Here is a 15,644-nt window from a genome sequence, read left to right as displayed (position 1 = left end):
TCTCGCTGTTTTTTTATTTTCTCTCTATCTTTTTAAATCTATGTCTTCTGCTACAAGCCCATCTGCTTTTGCCGCATTTGCCTGTCGTGACTTCAAGTTATTGACCATCAATCAATGCTGCCTAACTTTTGCGGTGCTGATTCAGGAAGTGCTGATTGCCTTTCATCTGTATCAGATCACCAAGAATCCGCTGCTGTTGGGGCTGGTCGGAATCATGGATTTTTTGCCTTTTCTGGCGCTTTCTTTGTGGGGCGGTTATATTGCCGACCGTTTTAACCGGCAGCGTATTTTACAGATCAGCTTTAGCATGGCCATTCCCCTTTCCATGGCCTTATGGCTGTGTTTCGACCTGTTTCAATCTGAAAAAATCACCACTACAGTGTTAGTGATTTCCAGCTTTAGCATTTTATTTTTATTCGGCTGCATTCGCGGTATTTATAGCCCGTGCTTTAACTCGTTACGACCTTTTGTGGTACCTGAACATCTTTATACCAATGCTGCAACCTGGACCAGTATGTGCTGGCAGGCCAGTGGCATCCTTGCCCCTGTGCTCGGTGGTTTTTTGCTGGCGCATTTTGATCTGGATATTAGCTTTGGCGTTATTGTCGGATTATTTGCTGCTGGCAGTATCGCGCTATGGAACTTACAAACACGAGAGTTTCCACAACTCCAGACTGAATCGATTTCCCGAAGCCTGCAACAGGCACTACAATTTATTTTTAAAACCAAAATTATTTTCTGGGCCATGTTTCTCGATCTGGGCTCGGTCTTTTTTGGCGGCATAATTGCCTTACTGCCAATTTTTGCACAGGATGTGTTACATGTCGGCGCCGACGGTTTTGGTCTATTGCGCGCTGCGCCTGCGTTTGGTGGCCTGATCATGATGATCGTTCTGGTGCGTTATCCCCCAAAACACAGACCTTGGCAAATCATGCTGCTGGCGGTAGCGGGATTTGGATGTTGCACATTGTTATTCGCTGTTACCAGACACCTCTATTTTTCTGTCGCAGTTCTCATTATTATGGGGGCTTGTGACAGTATCAACATTGTCATCCGTCAAACCATACTGCAACTTATCCCTCCCAAGGACATGCTTGGACGTATTGCGGCCATTAATGGCATCTTTGTCACGTCTAGTAATGAGCTAGGCGCCTTGCAGTCCAGTGTGATGACACGCTTTTTCAGCGTAGTCCCAGCAATGCTGATTGGCGGTACACTTTCTTTGCTCTGCGTGGCGATAACCCGAAGCAGAAGCAAAGAGTTATTTAAGTTTCGTTTTTAAATTCTTTTATATCGCTGTTTAGAAAAAATCAATGTAAGTCATATGAAACACACGTTGCCCGCGTCCTCTGGCGCATCCAGGTTTATTCTTGTTTCCATTTTTGTATGGCTGGTGCTGTTGTGCCTGCAATCGGTCTATATCGTGATTATTGGCGGCAGTGCCTATCTGTTCTGGACCGCTTTGGGCTTACTGATCTTAAATGTACTCAGCCTTCATGCAACCGTGCTAAAAAACCGGATTGCCACTGCACTGACTGCGGTGTTGTTGATTTATCTGGTGCTGAATTCATTATTCTGTACTTATCTGATTGTCGCCTTCTACTGTATTTTTTACTTATATTCCGATGAATATAAGAATAAACGCCTGATCAAACTGGCAGGTTTATTCCTGATCATGATCATCTTTGCGCTGTATCAAAGCCAGTCGCTGCATGAATTAAAACAAACATATGCACCCTATGAAACCGGTGAAACCTGGCAACAACACGGCGCTTTATAAAAACGTGCTAATAAAAAAAACCTCACATGCTGTGAGGTTTTTTTATGGATCAGACTAGTCTTGCGAGTCCGGATACAAAGGACGGTTACCGGGACTAATGCGGTTGATATGCAGGAAAGTCATGTGTCGTTCATACTTGTCCAGAATGTCATTAATCACCTGTTCTTTGGTATAACCGACCAGATCATTGTCCTGCGACCCTTCATACAGGAAGGTCTCTAAACGGTAGTAATGTTGCTTACCACGTTTGCCGCGCTCACTGAAGGTCGGCGCGATATAGCGCACAGGCCAGATCTGATACACGAAGTTATGCTCTTCTTCGATGTAAATGGTCAGATCAAGATGATACAAGGTATCGCTGTCTTCCACTTCACCTTGCGTGACTTCAACACTCATTCCACGCTTGACCAGCTCATCTGCCACAGTCTGCACCGCAGGTTTACACACGCTGTCGAGCATGCGCTGGGTCTCGCTACTGCCGGGATGGTGCATCACACGCGATAAACGTTGCTTCCAGTTCAGGATATCCACGTTACCCACTACAGGTGCGGCATTCAGGCTGCGACTGGCTTTACGATAATCTTCCAGACGCAAAGACTTATACAGCCCCGCCATCACCAGCAACATGACAAAACTAAACGGCAAGCCCATGATGACAGTGGCACTTTGCAAGGCGGTAATGCCGTTTGCCATCAGCATGGCAACCGTCAACAAGCCAATCGCCGTGGCCCAGAAAATCCGTAACCAGCGCGGCGCATCATTATCGACATTGGAGAATTTAGTAGTGAAGTTACCCAGTACCAAAGCACCAGAATCTGCCGAAGTCACATAGAACAGCAAACCTGTAATGGTGGCAATGCCCGCGATAAAAGCAAAGCCGGGATATTGCGCCAGCAAGTCATAAAAACCATGCGCAGGATCGGTCAATACCGTTTGTGCCAGTGCGGTATTACCATCAAAAATCACGCTATGTAAGGCACTATTGCCAAAAATGGATAACCAGGTAATGGTGAACAATAATGGAATGATCAAGGTACCACAGACAAATTCACGGATGGTACGACCACGCGAAATTCGCGCCAGGAACAGGCCCACAAATGGCGACCACGCCACCCACCATGCCCAGAAGAACAAGGTCCAGCTATTCATCCAGTCTTTTGGACGGTCAAAGGCAAAGCTTTCTAGCGCCAGACTCGGGAATCGGCTAATGTAATCGCCAAAGTTTTGTACCAGTGCATTGAGCAGGAATTCGGTATTGCCAAGGAACAACACAAACAGCATCAGGCCAATGGCAGCATAGATATTGATTTCAGATAGAATCTTGATGCCTTTATTAACCCCTGCTGTCACTGAAATAATGGTGACGATTACCGCAAGGCCAATCAGGGCGATCTGAATCCACAGATTCTCAGGCAGGCCAAACAGTACATGCAGACCATAATTGATCTGTACCACCGCAATACCACAGGTGGTCGCAATACCGAAAATGGTGCCGATTACGGCGGCAGTATCCACGGTATGGCCAATCGGGCCATCAATTTTATTCCCGAAAATCGGGTACAAGGCTGAACGGATGGTCAGTGGCAGGTTATAGCGATAACTAAAGTAACCTAACGCCATCCCGACCAGTGCATACATGCCCCAACCGGTTAAACCGTAATGGAACAATGTCCACACCATCCCTTGACGGGCCGCCTCAAAGGTCTGACCTTCGCCCACAGGCGGATTCATATAGTGGGAGAGCGGCTCTGCAACCGAGAAGAACATCAAGTCTGTGCCGATCCCGGCCGCAAACAGCATGGCCGACCAGCTCAGTAGACTAAACTCAGGTTTGGAATGCTTCGGGCCAAGCTTGATATCGCCATAACGCGAACAGGCAATAAACACCACAAATACCAGATAAAGTGTCGCTGCTAACAGGTAGTACCAGCTAAATTTATCACTGACCCAGGCCAGTACCACATTCAATAAGTGGTTGGAGAAGTCGTTAAAAAAAATCGTAACCAGTGCAAATGTTAAAATAAGTAGAGCTGAAACATAAAAGACCACACGATTCAAATGATCTTTATTCGCTAATGTAGAATCATCAACCGCTCTTGGATTATCTGTTGCCATACAATCCTCAGGGAGTTAGAGAACAAAAAGAAAATATTCAACCTCGTCTTTCCATTGCATTTTCAATGAAAAGACAGATCTGAATAAAAAATGAAAAATAAAAGTCATTACCCAAATTACAATGTTTCTGATTTTTCAGTTGCAAAATGTGATGGCGGAGTTACTGGTGCTATTGTTTGCGGTGGTTGAGGGCGAAAAGCATCCTGCTTCAGGGCTTTGGCCAACCCAAACATATACAGCAAAATAATAACGGAAAATGGCAAACCACAGAGTACCACCGCGCTTTGCATGGAGTGGAAACTCCCTGCCAAAAGCAGACCAATACTGACAATGGTAATCACCACCGACCAGAAAACTCTTAACCAAATTGGCGAATCACTTTCATTGCTACCCCCTTTCGAGGACAGATTTGCGATCATGAGTGTACCAGAACCCACCGGGGTCAAAAACAATACGAAACAAATCACCACAACAATGCCAGCAATATAGGGGTTGAATGGTAAATATTCGAGAAGCTTGAATAGCGATAAAGCCGCATCGGTCAGTACCATATCGCCGAGCGCCTGCTGCTTCTGGTTTAAAATCAGGTCAATCGCGGTATTTCCAAAAATCGAGATCCAGGCCAGCGTAAAGCCCAGCGGCACCAGACACACACCCAGTACCACTTCACGAATGGTACGACCCTTAGAAATACGCGCGATAAACATACCGACAAATGGCGCCCAGGCAATCCACCATGCCCAGTAAAACACCGTCCATGCACCCTGCCACTCACTTGCCTTGCCATTGTAGAGATACATATCAAAACTCTTGGCAATGAAATGATCGAGGTAATCCCCGGTGTTCTGCACCAGACCATTGAGTAAATGATTGGTTGGGCCGGTGAGGAAGACGAATAACAATAAGGCATATAGCAAACGCAGATTGATACGAGACAGCCAAGCCAGACCTTTTTCAATACCGACCACCGTGGTAATGGTCGCCACAAACATCATCAATAACACCACAGCAATCAATGTTGTATTGTTATTGGGAATATCAGGCAGCAGATAATGCAGCCCTGATACCAGCACCAAGGCACCAATGCCGAGGTTGGTGACCAGGGAAATGACAGTCGCCAATATGCCAAAACCATCGACAAAATCACCGACCAGTCCATAAATACGCTCACCAAAGATTGGATACAGCGCAGAACGTAATGCCAGCGGCAAATCCAGACGGAAGGCAAAATAACCCAGCGTTACACCGAGCAAGGCATATAGCACCCAGCCATGTATGCCCCAATGCAGGAAGCTATACATCATGGCATCGCGTGCTGCCTGTACTGTACCGCCGGTCCCTTCTGGGGGGCGCAAAAAGTGGTCCACCGGTTCAGCCACACCGTAATACAGCAAGGCAATCCCGATTCCGGCTGAAAACAGCATCGAAACCCAAGCCAGATAACCGAACTCGGGTTTGTCGTCATCGCGCCCTAATGGAATCTGTCCGACCCGCGAAAATGCCAGCCAGGCCACAAAACCGAGACACAGAATAATGACCAGCATGTAATACCAGCCAAACAGCTGGTTGGCCTGTCCTTGGACATAGGTCAGCCAGAACTGGCTTTGCTCAGGAAACAGCACAAACAACAGGCCAAAAATGCCAATACTGATTGCGGAGCTCCAAAAAACAAACAAATTTAAACGTATCGGTTCGGATGCGGATCCTTCATTACTTTTTGACACCATGTTCTTGCTCCTTGCAATTGGTGTACCTTCTTAAAAAATAACAAGATAAGTTCTATTGAACCCTTACCTGCTTATCTATAAGAAGCCTTCATTTATTACTTTAGTTCTATTCTTGCCTAGCAAAAATTCATTGATTTTTACAGATTATACTTTTTATTGATTGAACGTTCAATCAATAAAAAGTATGATAAAAAAATGTTATGATGCTCTACATTGAGAAATGTTGAATAAAAAGCACCTTGGCAGGGCTTTAAATGGATAAGCATGACAAAGCGTAGAGTAAAACCGGAACATGTGCGACGTGAAGAAATCATTAACGCCGCATTTTATGTGATTTCTGAAGTGGGGTTATCCAATACCACCATTGCACAGATTGCAAAAAAGGCCGAGCTATCAACCGGTATTGTGAGTCACTATTTTGGTGACAAACAGGGATTAATTAATACCTGTATGCAGGAAATGCTCAACGTTTTGCGTCAGAAAACTGACCAATATAAAACCGAAGCAGATCCACATCCAGAAAGCCAGATCAAGGCGATTATTGATTCCAACTTTGATATCAGTCAGGTCAACAAACAAGCCATGCGGGTCTGGTTAGACTTCTGGTCTGCCAGTATGCACCTTCCCGAACTTGGACGTTTACAACGAATTAATGATCAACGCCTGTATTCCAACCTGAAACATTATTTCCTCATGTTGGTCGATGATAAACAGCAGGCAAGCATTGCCGCCCGCGGACTGGCGGCTTTGATTGACGGATTATGGTTACGTGGCAGTTTAAGCAGTCATGATGAGTTTGACAGCCAGCTGGCCCGTTCCATTGCTTACGATTATGTAAAAACGCAATTGCAATTTGCGAACAAGCCTTTGCAGGAGAAACAGAATGAGTGATGCACAAGTTCATCAATTGTATATCCACGGACGTTATGTCGCAGCGACCAGTGGTAAAACATTTACCAGTATTAACCCTGCCAACGGTGAAGTGATCGCAACACTTCAACAAGCCTCACAACAAGACATTGAAGCGGCTGTTCAAAGCGCACAGCAAGGCCAGAAAATCTGGGCTGCCATGACCGCAATGGAGCGTTCTCGTATCCTGCGTCGTGCAGTTGATATCTTACGTGAACGTAATGATGAACTGGCTCAGTTAGAGACCCTCGATACCGGTAAAGCCTACAGCGAAACATCAACTGTAGATATCGTGACCGGTGCTGATGTACTTGAATACTATGCAGGCCTTGCAACCGCCATTCAGGGCGAACAGGTTCCCCTGCGTGAATCAAGCTTCTTCTATACCCGTCGTGAACCCCTTGGTGTCGTGGCTGGGATCGGTGCCTGGAACTATCCAATTCAAATCGCAATGTGGAAATCTGCCCCTGCCCTGGCTGCGGGAAATGCCATGATTTTCAAACCAAGCGAAACCACACCGCTGACTGCATTCAAACTTGCTGAAATCTATACTGAAGCGGGCGTGCCGGACGGCGTGTTTAACGTGGTGCAAGGTGCGGGGCGTGACATCGGCCAATGGCTGACTGAACATCCGGTGATTGAAAAAATCTCGTTCACGGGCGGTGTCGAAACCGGCAAGAAAGTCATGGCAAGTGCTGCGGGTTCAACTTTAAAAGAAGTGACCATGGAGCTTGGTGGTAAATCGCCTCTGGTCATTTGTGATGATGCCAACCTTGACCGCGCTGCAGATATTGCAGTGATGGCCAACTTCTTTAGTTCGGGTCAGGTCTGTACCAATGGTACGCGTGTATTTGTACCTAAAGCCATGCTGGCTGATTTTGAAGCAGCGATTGTGGAGCGTGTAAAACGTATCCGTATTGGTGATCCAATGGCTGAGCAAACCAATTTTGGTCCACTCACCAGCTTCCCGCATATGGAAAAAGTGTTGTCTTTCATCGAGTCTGGCAAACAGCAAGGTGCGAAAGTGCTGATCGGTGGTGGCCGTGCTACTGAAGGCGATCTAGCCAAAGGCGCATACGTATTACCAACCGTTTTCAGTGATTGCCGAGATGACATGGCAATTGTGCAAGAAGAAATCTTTGGTCCGGTGATGAGCATTCTTAGCTATGACACTGAGGAAGAAGTGATTCGCCGTGCCAATGCCACAGATTTCGGTCTGGCAGCAGGTGTGGTGACTCAGGACATTACCAAGGCACATCGCATTATTCACCAGCTTGAAGCCGGCATCTGCTGGATCAATACCTGGGGTGAATCCCCAGCGGAAATGCCGGTCGGTGGCTATAAGCAATCAGGCGTGGGCCGTGAAAATGGCTTAACCACATTGGGTCATTACACCCGTATCAAATCGATTCAAGTTGAGTTAGGTGAGTATCAAAGCATTTTCTAATGCGCTCACCCTTCCCCCTCAAGATTAATCCTATGTGCCCTGCCATCAGCTGATGGCACTGGCACTCTCCAGAATACAAAAGGGATAACGATGAATACTCAAGCATATGACTACATTATCATTGGCGCAGGATCTGCCGGAAATGTGCTCGCAACACGTCTGACTGAAGACAAAGATGTGTCTGTTTTACTGTTGGAAGCTGGTGGCCCAGACTACCGTTTAGATTTCCGCACCCAAATGCCAGCCGCTTTGGCCTTCCCATTACAAGGCCGTCGCTATAACTGGGCTTATGAAACCGATCCTGAACCACACATGAACAATCGTCGTATGGAATGTGGTCGTGGTAAAGGTTTAGGTGGTTCTTCCCTGATTAACGGGATGTGCTACATCCGTGGTAATGCCATGGATCTGGATCAGTGGGCAACAATGAAAGGTCTGGAAGACTGGACCTATGCAGACTGTTTACCCTATTACAGAAAAGCTGAAACCCGTGACATTGGTGCCAATGATTATCACGGCGGTGATGGTCCCGTTTCAGTGGCAACGCCTAAAAATGGCAACAACGTACTGTTCCATGCCATGGTTGAAGCAGGCGTACAGGCAGGTTACCCACGTACCGATGACTTAAATGGCTATCAACAGGAAGGCTTCGGTCCAATGGACCGTACCGTGACCCCAAATGGTCGTCGTTCAAGTACAGCACGCGGTTATCTGGATATGGCCAAGGGTCGTCCAAACCTGACCATCGTCACGCATGCCACCACCAACCGCATCCTGTTTAATCAAAAGCAGGCAGTAGGCGTGGAATATATTATTGGTGCAGATCAAGCCAATATGAAACAGGCACAGGCCAAACGTGAGGTCTTACTTTGCGCTGGTGCGATTGCTTCACCACAAATCTTGCAACGTTCAGGCGTAGGCGAAAGCACTTTCCTGAAATCGATGGATATTGATGTGGTACATGATCTACCGGGTGTCGGTGAAAACCTGCAAGACCATCTGGAAATGTATTTGCAATACCAATGTAAGCAACCGGTTTCACTTTACCCTGCCCTGCAATGGTATAACCAGCCTATGATTGGTGCCGAGTGGCTATTCAATGGTACCGGCGTTGGCGCGAGTAACCAGTTCGAAGCGGGTGGTTTTATCCGTAGTTCGGAAGAATTTGACTGGCCGAATATCCAGTACCACTTCTTGCCTGTGGCGATTAACTACAACGGTAGTAATGCGGTGAAAGAACACGGCTTCCAGGCGCATGTTGGTTCAATGCGTTCACCTTCGCGTGGTCGGGTCAAATTGAAATCAAAAGATCCGTTTGAGCATCCAAGTATCCTGTTCAACTATATGTCAACCGAACAGGACTGGCGCGAGTTCCGTGATGCAATCCGTATCACCCGTGAAATCATGGCGCAACCAGCGCTTGATCCATATCGCGGTGAAGAAATCAGCCCGGGTAAACATATCCAGACCGATGCCGAGCTGGATGAGTTCGTGCGTACCCATGCCGAAACCGCATTCCATCCATCATGTAGCTGTAAAATGGGTGAAGATGAGATGGCAGTGGTCGATGGTCAAGGTCGCGTTCACGGCGTACAAGGCTTACGTGTGGTCGATGCGTCCATCATGCCATTGATCATTACTGGTAACCTGAATGCCACTACCATCATGATCGCAGAAAAAATTGCCGATCAGATCCGTGGCAAAAAACTGCCGCGTTCAGAGGCAGGTTATTACAAAGCGGGTACAACCCCGGCACGCCAAGCGCCATTACGTCCAATACAATAAAAAGGAAATTCCTCTAGGGAATACCCGGGGCTTCGGCTTCGGGTTTCACTTCATTCAGGGAGAAATGATGAAAAAAACGTTGTTTGTAATTGCACCCTTGGCTTTTTATTTTCAAAGCACCCACGCCACTGAACCCACCTCACCTTACTCTGCCAATCTCACCGCTGCCAGCCAATACGTCTCACGCGGTTTCCAGCAAACCTGGGGCAAAGCGGCCTTGCAAGGGGGGCTGGACTACAACCATGACAGCGGTTTTTATGCAGGTACCTGGGCATCGACCGTAAGCGATCATTTTATTCGAGATGCATCAGTTGAGTGGGATGTGTACACGGGGTATAGCCGTACCATCGGGGATTTTACCGTCGGCACTAAAGTCGCCTATTACTATTATCCAGGCGCAAAAACCACGGCTGAAACAGGCAACACCCGTTTTGACTATGGGGAAATCATTCCTGAAATCAGCTACGGGCCGCTCAGCGTAAAATATGCGATTACCTATACACAAGATTATTTTGGCAATAATTCAGATACCTTAGGCATCGGCAATAATAAGCACTCACGTGGCTCAGGTTATCTGGATGTAAACTGGTATCAGCCCATTACTCAAGGCTGGTCAGTGAATGCCCATTACGGCAATCAGCGCATCAAAAACTTTTCGGCAGCCAACTTTCAGGATGCCAGTTTTGCAGTGAACAAAGAATTGCCCTATAACCTTTCCGGCAGCCTGATCTATAGCAAAGCCTGGGATAAAGACGGTTTTTATCAGCAATATAGCAATGGCAATCCCAATGCTAAAGTCTCCAATCCGATTGATTCCACCGTGACATTCTCACTGACCAAAACCTTTTAATCAGGTCAGTATCAATCAAAGCTCAATAAAAAAAGCCGCTATATTGACAGCGGCTTTTCTCATTTTCCCTGTTAAGACTTGATCAGTTCAATGCCTGAACCCGCCCGTTTTGGATCAATCAGAATTTTGGCATGTTGTTCTGGATCACGTAAGGCTTCAAAGGCATGGCTCACCCCTTCCAGCCCTACGACACCGGTGATCAACGGTGAACAATCGACTTTACCTTCCGCAATCATATGCAGGGTGTCACGGAATTCCAGCGGGGTATAGCCCAATACATACTGGATTTCCAGTTCCTTATTGATCGCCAACGCAGGTTCAATCTTGTCGCTTTGCATGCACACCCCCACCCCGACAATCCGTGAGAACAGCGGTGCGCCCTCCAGAATCTGCTGCATGATCCCAGCCACACCCACGCATTCAAATATCACCGGACGTTTCGGTAATACGCCGAGTTTATCGCCGACGCGCATGGCATTCACCCAAGGTAGTGAATACGTCTGAACCTTGTCAAAAATCCCCATGCCCATATTAATCGCTTCGGAGACATTGCCCAATAAGCCAAGTTCTTTCCAGTTACTAAATGGCGATTGCTGTTGAGGATCAATCAAGATATCCGCGCCACACTGCTCAGCCAGACGACGGCGGTTCGGCGAGAAGTCACTGGCAACCACGGTTTTAACGCCTGCCGCCTTGAGCATAAGAATTACCCCCAGACCCACAGGACCACAACCGATCACAATGGCAGGCTCATTTTTCTTGATCCGGCTGCGACGTACCGCATGTAAGGCAACAGCCATCGGCTCGGTCAAGGCAGCACGATCCGCGTCCAGACCATTTGGCACGGCAAACATCAAGCTGGATTGCACCAGTACCTGCTCGGCATATCCCCCGGAAGCACTCGGTGACAGCCCAGTCGGCATATAACCTTGCGGATCGACATTTAATAAAGGCATGGCACACACCAGCGTATCAGCTTTCAATTTACGTCGTGTTTTTGGGCCGTAATCCAAGACCTTGCCGCAGAACTCATGACCAAACACCAGTTTATCCGAGGACTTTGCTACCCCATTAAAACCGACGCGCGCAGCCAGATCATGCATGTGATCACAGTGATGCTGCATGTGCAAATCCGAACCACAGATACCACACCGGACCACTTCAAGTAAGACTTGTCCCTTTGCAGGAACCAATTGAAGACTGTCTTCCAGTTTTAACTCAGCGTTATGACAAATCAGAGATTTCATCGGATGCTTTCCTTTTTTGTTTTATTCACCTTGTTTACCTTGAGCACTTTGACCTGTTGCAATGCCAAGCAAACAACACACATCAATCCTGACAAGGATAATTGTCAAAAACCATGACCAAAATATCAATATCTCGCAGCAACAAAGTCAGCCCCTCGTGATCGCCAACGCATTAAAAAAATTTTAAAAATTATTCTCTTTTAACTTCAAATAGATGAATCGATATTTTTAAACAATGTGTCTGTTTTGATTAAAACGATCAAATTTAAGCCTTGCATTTAATAGTGTCATTATGCCAATATATATTTACTGGCTTTAAGCCACCATAAAAGAGAAGCTAAAAATGACGATTCAACTTATGACAGCTCAAGCCAATGTTCCCATCGAGTTTTTGCAGTTTTCAGGTGGTGAACGTCATATTCAACTACAACATGAGTTATTAAACCAATTACAGGCCAATACCCAGATCAAAGCCTCTCTACAGAACAGCGCAGATGTGATGGATTATCTATTACTAGAAAATGTGTTACTTGAACAAGGCACTCGCGTTTCGGTGGAAATCCCTTATTTTCCCTATGCACGTCAAGACCGTATCTGTGCACAAGGTCAGGCCTTTTCACTAGATTTAATGACCAGATTATTGAATAGCAACAGCGAAAAATTTGCAGGGCAACTTCAGAAAATTGTGGTGTGGGATTGTCATAGCCCCGTAGCCCTTGAACTATTACGCAAAAATACCTGCTTTCAAGAAGTGATCAACGTCGAGCCCATCGAGATCATCCAGCAAAGCCCTGCCTTGATGCAGATTTTAAGCGCTGGCAATAGCGTGTTGGTTTGTCCCGATGCTGGTGCAATACAACGTACCCAAGCCATTGCAAACGATATCAATCCGCAACGCCAACAGGACATTGAAGTGATTCACTGTGAAAAAAAACGCGATCCAAGCACTGGAAAAATTAGCACAACTGCGGTGGATAGTCCTGATTTGACAGGAAAAACAGCCGTGATCACCGATGATATTTGTGACGGTGGTGCCACTTTTATCAGGATTGCCAAGCAACTACGCAGCTTAAATTGTCAAAACATTATTTTGTATGTCACGCATGGCATTTTTAGCAAAGGTCTGGCGGTATTTGATGGCTTGGTCGATCAGGTCTTTACCAGCAATAGCCTGCCACAAGCAGAAGCAAGCAAACTCAACATCATCAATTTTCAAAATTAAGATTTAAAGCAAGAGGCCGATAACAATGAGTATTAAAATTAACCCGCTCAATGCAATTGATTTCTACAAAGCAGATCACCGTCGTCAGTATCCAGTGGGAACTGAATACGTCTATGCCAACTTTACCCCACGTTCATCACGTTTAGCCAAAATGCTGCCTGATTTTGATGACAAGATTGTATTTTTTGGTCTACAAGGCTTTATCAAACACTTTCTGATTGAAACCTGGAACGAAGGCTTCTTCAATCAACCTAAAGCCAAAGTCGTCGCAGCCTATCAACGCCGTATGGACAATGCCTTAGGTGAAGGCGCAGTGCCGGTCGAGCACATCGAGGCCTTGCACGATCTCGGCTATTTACCATTAAAAATTAAAGCTTTGCCAGAAGGCAGCCAGGTCAATATCAAAGTGCCGGTATTAACCATTATCAATACGGATCCGAATTTCTTTTGGTTAACCAACTATATTGAAACCGTGCTCAGTGCCGAGCTATGGAAAAGCTGTACCACGGCCAGCATTGCCTATGAATACAAACGCTTGCTGACCCAATATGCAGAAAAGACGGGTGCTCCTTTAGACTTTGTTCCGGTTCAAGGCCATGATTTTAGTAGCCGAGGGATGAGTGGGATCTATGATGCAGCCCAGTCAGGCGTGGGTCACTTGACCAGTTTTATCGGTACAGACTCGGTTGCTTCGATTGACTATGCCGAAGAGTACTACAATGCCACAGGTATTGTAGGCGTTTCAGTACCTGCCACAGAACACAGTGTGATGTGTATGGGCAGTGAAGAAAGTGAAATCGAGACCTTTAGACGTCTGATCTGTGAACTCTATCCTGCCGGTGTGGTCAGTATCGTGTCTGATACCTGGGATTTCTGGCGTGTCATCACTGAATTTAGCGTGGCATTAAAAACAGAGATTTTAAAACGCCAACCGAATGCGCTCGGACTTGCCAAAGTGGTGTTCCGTCCAGACTCAGGTGATCCTGTGAAAATTATCTGTGGCGATCCTGATGCAGAGCGAGATAGTCCCGCTTATAAAGGTGCGGTGCAATGTTTATGGGAAATTTTTGGCGGTACCGAAACAGCGCAAGGCTATAAAGTACTGAATGAGCGGGTTGGCTTAATCTATGGTGACTCAATTACCCTGGAGCGTGCCCAAAATATCCTAAAAGGCTTACAAGCCAAAGGCTTTGCTTCAAATAATCTGGTGTTTGGGATCGGGAGCTACACCTATAACTATTTGACTCGCGATAGCTTTGGTTTTGCCGTCAAAGCCACTTGGGGTCAGGTTAACGGTGTCGGTCGTGAACTATTCAAAGACCCAGTAACCGACTCTGGTGTTAAAAAATCAGCCAAGGGCTTATTACGGGTTGAACAAACTGAGAATGGTTTTGAGCTCTTTGATCAGCAAAGCGTTGAACAGGAGAACATGGGTGCACTGCAAACAGTATTTGAAAATGGCCAATTGTTAAGAGAATGCTCGCTTGATCAGATTCGGGAAAGATTGGTCTAAGCAAAACTCTCTATGATTAAAACACATCCAGTGATTAGATACTCGGAAAAGTCATCCGCAACCTGCATGGTATTAAAAGAATATCTGCACGACTCTCTTTATTAGAATTAAATAGATGCAAGTGGTGAACAGGTTTTGCGGATGACAATGATTTTGCCTACTTTTGCCAAAACAAAAGTAGGTCGAGCCGAAGGCTTATCCTAAAATATGATGAGAACCCAATAAGACTCCGCTATGATATTACTTTATTCCGATTTCTTAATATTTCTATGAGTAAGGAAACTATCCATACCTCCGAACAAGAATACCTTGCCCACTATCAAAAAACCGACTATGACACCCCGCTGTTTACAGTCGATATGGCAATTTTTTCTGTGGCAAAAGGTCAGTTACAGGTGTTAATGATCCAGCGTTCCAACTTCCCTGAAAAAGGTAAATGGGCCCTTCCCGGTGGTTTTGTTGATTTAAAAGCCGATCCGGATTTAATGGCAACAGCACATCGTAAACTACTGGAAAAAACAGGAATTCAATCGCCCTATCTGGAACAGGTTGAAACTATTGGCAATCAACATCGTGATCCACGCGGCTGGTCCATCACTGCTTTATATTTCGCTCTGATTGATTTTGAAAAATTTGCTATTCAAGCCACCGGCACTGCAGAACACAGTCAATGGCTTTCAATCGATCAGGCATTACAGCTGGATTTGGCCTTTGATCACAAACAGTTACTGCAGCTGGCATTTGAGCGTCTTTGCAATAAAACCCGATATACCACGCTGCCGGTCAGCTTGATGCCAGAAGTATTTACCTTGACCGAATTACAGAATATTTATGAAATTATTCTAGGGCATACTTTAGAAAAAAAATCCTTTAGACGGCGCATGCAAGAGGCTGGTGCAGTTGCAGAGACTGGCCAGCAAAAAATTGTCGGCAAGCGACCTGCGCAACTGTTTCGCTATGCACTCGAGCATTATCATTTTACATTTCCACGAATGCTGGAAACACCACGCAACCCAACCGAACATGAAAAGAGCTAAGGCAAAACCTTA

Annotated in this window: 11 protein-coding genes and 1 pseudogene; 9 read left to right on the top strand and 3 right to left on the bottom strand. The window is 46.2% G+C overall.

Annotated elements, in window-relative coordinates; genetic code table 11:
• Positions 1-7: 7 nt before the first annotated feature.
• Positions 8-1,282, top strand: a pseudogene (locus JO943_RS15260) (MFS transporter); the annotation flags it as partial.
• Between the two features lie 42 nt (positions 1,283-1,324).
• A complete protein-coding gene (locus tag JO943_RS15255; protein ID WP_202741236.1) occupies positions 1,325-1,780 on the top strand; it encodes a hypothetical protein in 456 nt (151 codons plus the stop codon).
• Positions 1,781-1,834: 54 nt separating this feature from the next.
• Here JO943_RS15255 and JO943_RS15250 read toward each other — a convergent pair whose 3' ends face one another.
• Both JO943_RS15250 and JO943_RS15245 read right to left on the bottom strand, forming a co-directional pair.
• Positions 1,835-3,895, bottom strand: a complete 2,061-nt coding sequence (locus tag JO943_RS15250) for a choline transporter (RefSeq protein ID WP_005228888.1) — start codon at positions 3,893-3,895, stop codon at positions 1,835-1,837.
• 116 nt (positions 3,896-4,011) lie between these two features.
• The gene (locus tag JO943_RS15245; RefSeq protein WP_005228887.1) at positions 4,012-5,622 is read right to left on the bottom strand and encodes a BCCT family transporter; all 1,611 of its coding nucleotides are present in this window, start codon (positions 5,620-5,622) and stop codon (positions 4,012-4,014) included.
• A gap of 264 nt (positions 5,623-5,886) precedes the next feature.
• Here JO943_RS15245 and betI point away from each other — a divergent pair, with 264 nt between their 5' ends.
• The 4 genes from betI (at position 5,887) to JO943_RS15225 (ending at position 10,613) form a co-directional block, all read left to right on the top strand.
• Entirely contained in the window at positions 5,887-6,513 is a 627-nt protein-coding gene (gene betI, locus JO943_RS15240; protein ID WP_005228886.1) for a transcriptional regulator BetI, read from the top strand.
• The gene (gene betB / locus JO943_RS15235) at positions 6,506-7,978 is read left to right on the top strand and encodes a betaine-aldehyde dehydrogenase (protein WP_202741235.1); all 1,473 of its coding nucleotides are present in this window, start codon (positions 6,506-6,508) and stop codon (positions 7,976-7,978) included. The genes betI and betB overlap by 8 nt, the downstream gene beginning before the upstream one ends.
• A 90-nt stretch (positions 7,979-8,068) precedes the next feature.
• Positions 8,069-9,763, top strand: a complete 1,695-nt coding sequence (betA, locus tag JO943_RS15230; RefSeq protein WP_202741234.1) for a choline dehydrogenase — start codon at positions 8,069-8,071, stop codon at positions 9,761-9,763.
• A gap of 67 nt (positions 9,764-9,830) precedes the next feature.
• A complete protein-coding gene (locus tag JO943_RS15225; protein ID WP_199949738.1) occupies positions 9,831-10,613 on the top strand; it encodes a TorF family putative porin in 783 nt (260 codons plus the stop codon).
• Positions 10,614-10,684: 71 nt separating this feature from the next.
• Here the strand turns inward: JO943_RS15225 and JO943_RS15220 are convergent, their stop codons facing one another.
• On the bottom strand, positions 10,685-11,860 hold the full coding sequence (locus JO943_RS15220) for a zinc-binding dehydrogenase (protein ID WP_005228882.1): 1,176 nt from the start codon (positions 11,858-11,860) through the stop codon (positions 10,685-10,687).
• Positions 11,861-12,203: 343 nt separating this feature from the next.
• Here JO943_RS15220 and prs point away from each other — a divergent pair, with 343 nt between their 5' ends.
• The 3 genes from prs (at position 12,204) to JO943_RS15205 (ending at position 15,632) form a co-directional block, all read left to right on the top strand.
• Positions 12,204-13,082 (top strand): ribose-phosphate diphosphokinase, encoded by an 879-nt coding sequence (gene prs / locus JO943_RS15215; protein ID WP_202741233.1) that lies wholly within the window; start codon positions 12,204-12,206, stop codon positions 13,080-13,082.
• Between the two features lie 25 nt (positions 13,083-13,107).
• The gene (locus JO943_RS15210) at positions 13,108-14,595 is read left to right on the top strand and encodes a nicotinate phosphoribosyltransferase (protein ID WP_202741232.1); all 1,488 of its coding nucleotides are present in this window, start codon (positions 13,108-13,110) and stop codon (positions 14,593-14,595) included.
• A 269-nt stretch (positions 14,596-14,864) separates the two neighbouring features.
• A complete protein-coding gene (locus tag JO943_RS15205; RefSeq protein ID WP_202741231.1) occupies positions 14,865-15,632 on the top strand; it encodes an NUDIX hydrolase in 768 nt (255 codons plus the stop codon).
• The last annotated feature ends 12 nt before the right edge of the window (positions 15,633-15,644 follow it).

This window comes from Acinetobacter sp. 'aerobic (ED)' (assembly GCF_904886855.1).
Lineage (GTDB): Bacteria > Pseudomonadota > Gammaproteobacteria > Pseudomonadales > Moraxellaceae > Acinetobacter > Acinetobacter courvalinii.
The sequence above is the reverse complement of the archived record's forward strand: the minus strand, read 5'-3'. Positions and strand labels throughout refer to the sequence as shown.

Bases quoted from the DNA above. Each gene is read 5' to 3' on its own strand.
- JO943_RS15255 (WP_202741236.1), top strand. From the start codon at position 1,325: ATGAAACACACGTTGCCCGCGTCCTCTGGCGCATCCAGGTTTATTCTT.
- JO943_RS15250 (WP_005228888.1), bottom strand. From the start codon at position 3,895: ATGGCAACAGATAATCCAAGAGCGGTTGATGATTCTACATTAGCGAAT.
- JO943_RS15245 (WP_005228887.1), bottom strand. From the start codon at position 5,622: ATGGTGTCAAAAAGTAATGAAGGATCCGCATCCGAACCGATACGTTTA.
- betI (WP_005228886.1), top strand. From the start codon at position 5,887: ATGACAAAGCGTAGAGTAAAACCGGAACATGTGCGACGTGAAGAAATC.
- betB (WP_202741235.1), top strand. From the start codon at position 6,506: ATGAGTGATGCACAAGTTCATCAATTGTATATCCACGGACGTTATGTC.
- betA (WP_202741234.1), top strand. From the start codon at position 8,069: ATGAATACTCAAGCATATGACTACATTATCATTGGCGCAGGATCTGCC.
- JO943_RS15225 (WP_199949738.1), top strand. From the start codon at position 9,831: ATGAAAAAAACGTTGTTTGTAATTGCACCCTTGGCTTTTTATTTTCAA.
- JO943_RS15220 (WP_005228882.1), bottom strand. From the start codon at position 11,860: ATGAAATCTCTGATTTGTCATAACGCTGAGTTAAAACTGGAAGACAGT.
- prs (WP_202741233.1), top strand. From the start codon at position 12,204: ATGACGATTCAACTTATGACAGCTCAAGCCAATGTTCCCATCGAGTTT.
- JO943_RS15210 (WP_202741232.1), top strand. From the start codon at position 13,108: ATGAGTATTAAAATTAACCCGCTCAATGCAATTGATTTCTACAAAGCA.
- JO943_RS15205 (WP_202741231.1), top strand. From the start codon at position 14,865: ATGAGTAAGGAAACTATCCATACCTCCGAACAAGAATACCTTGCCCAC.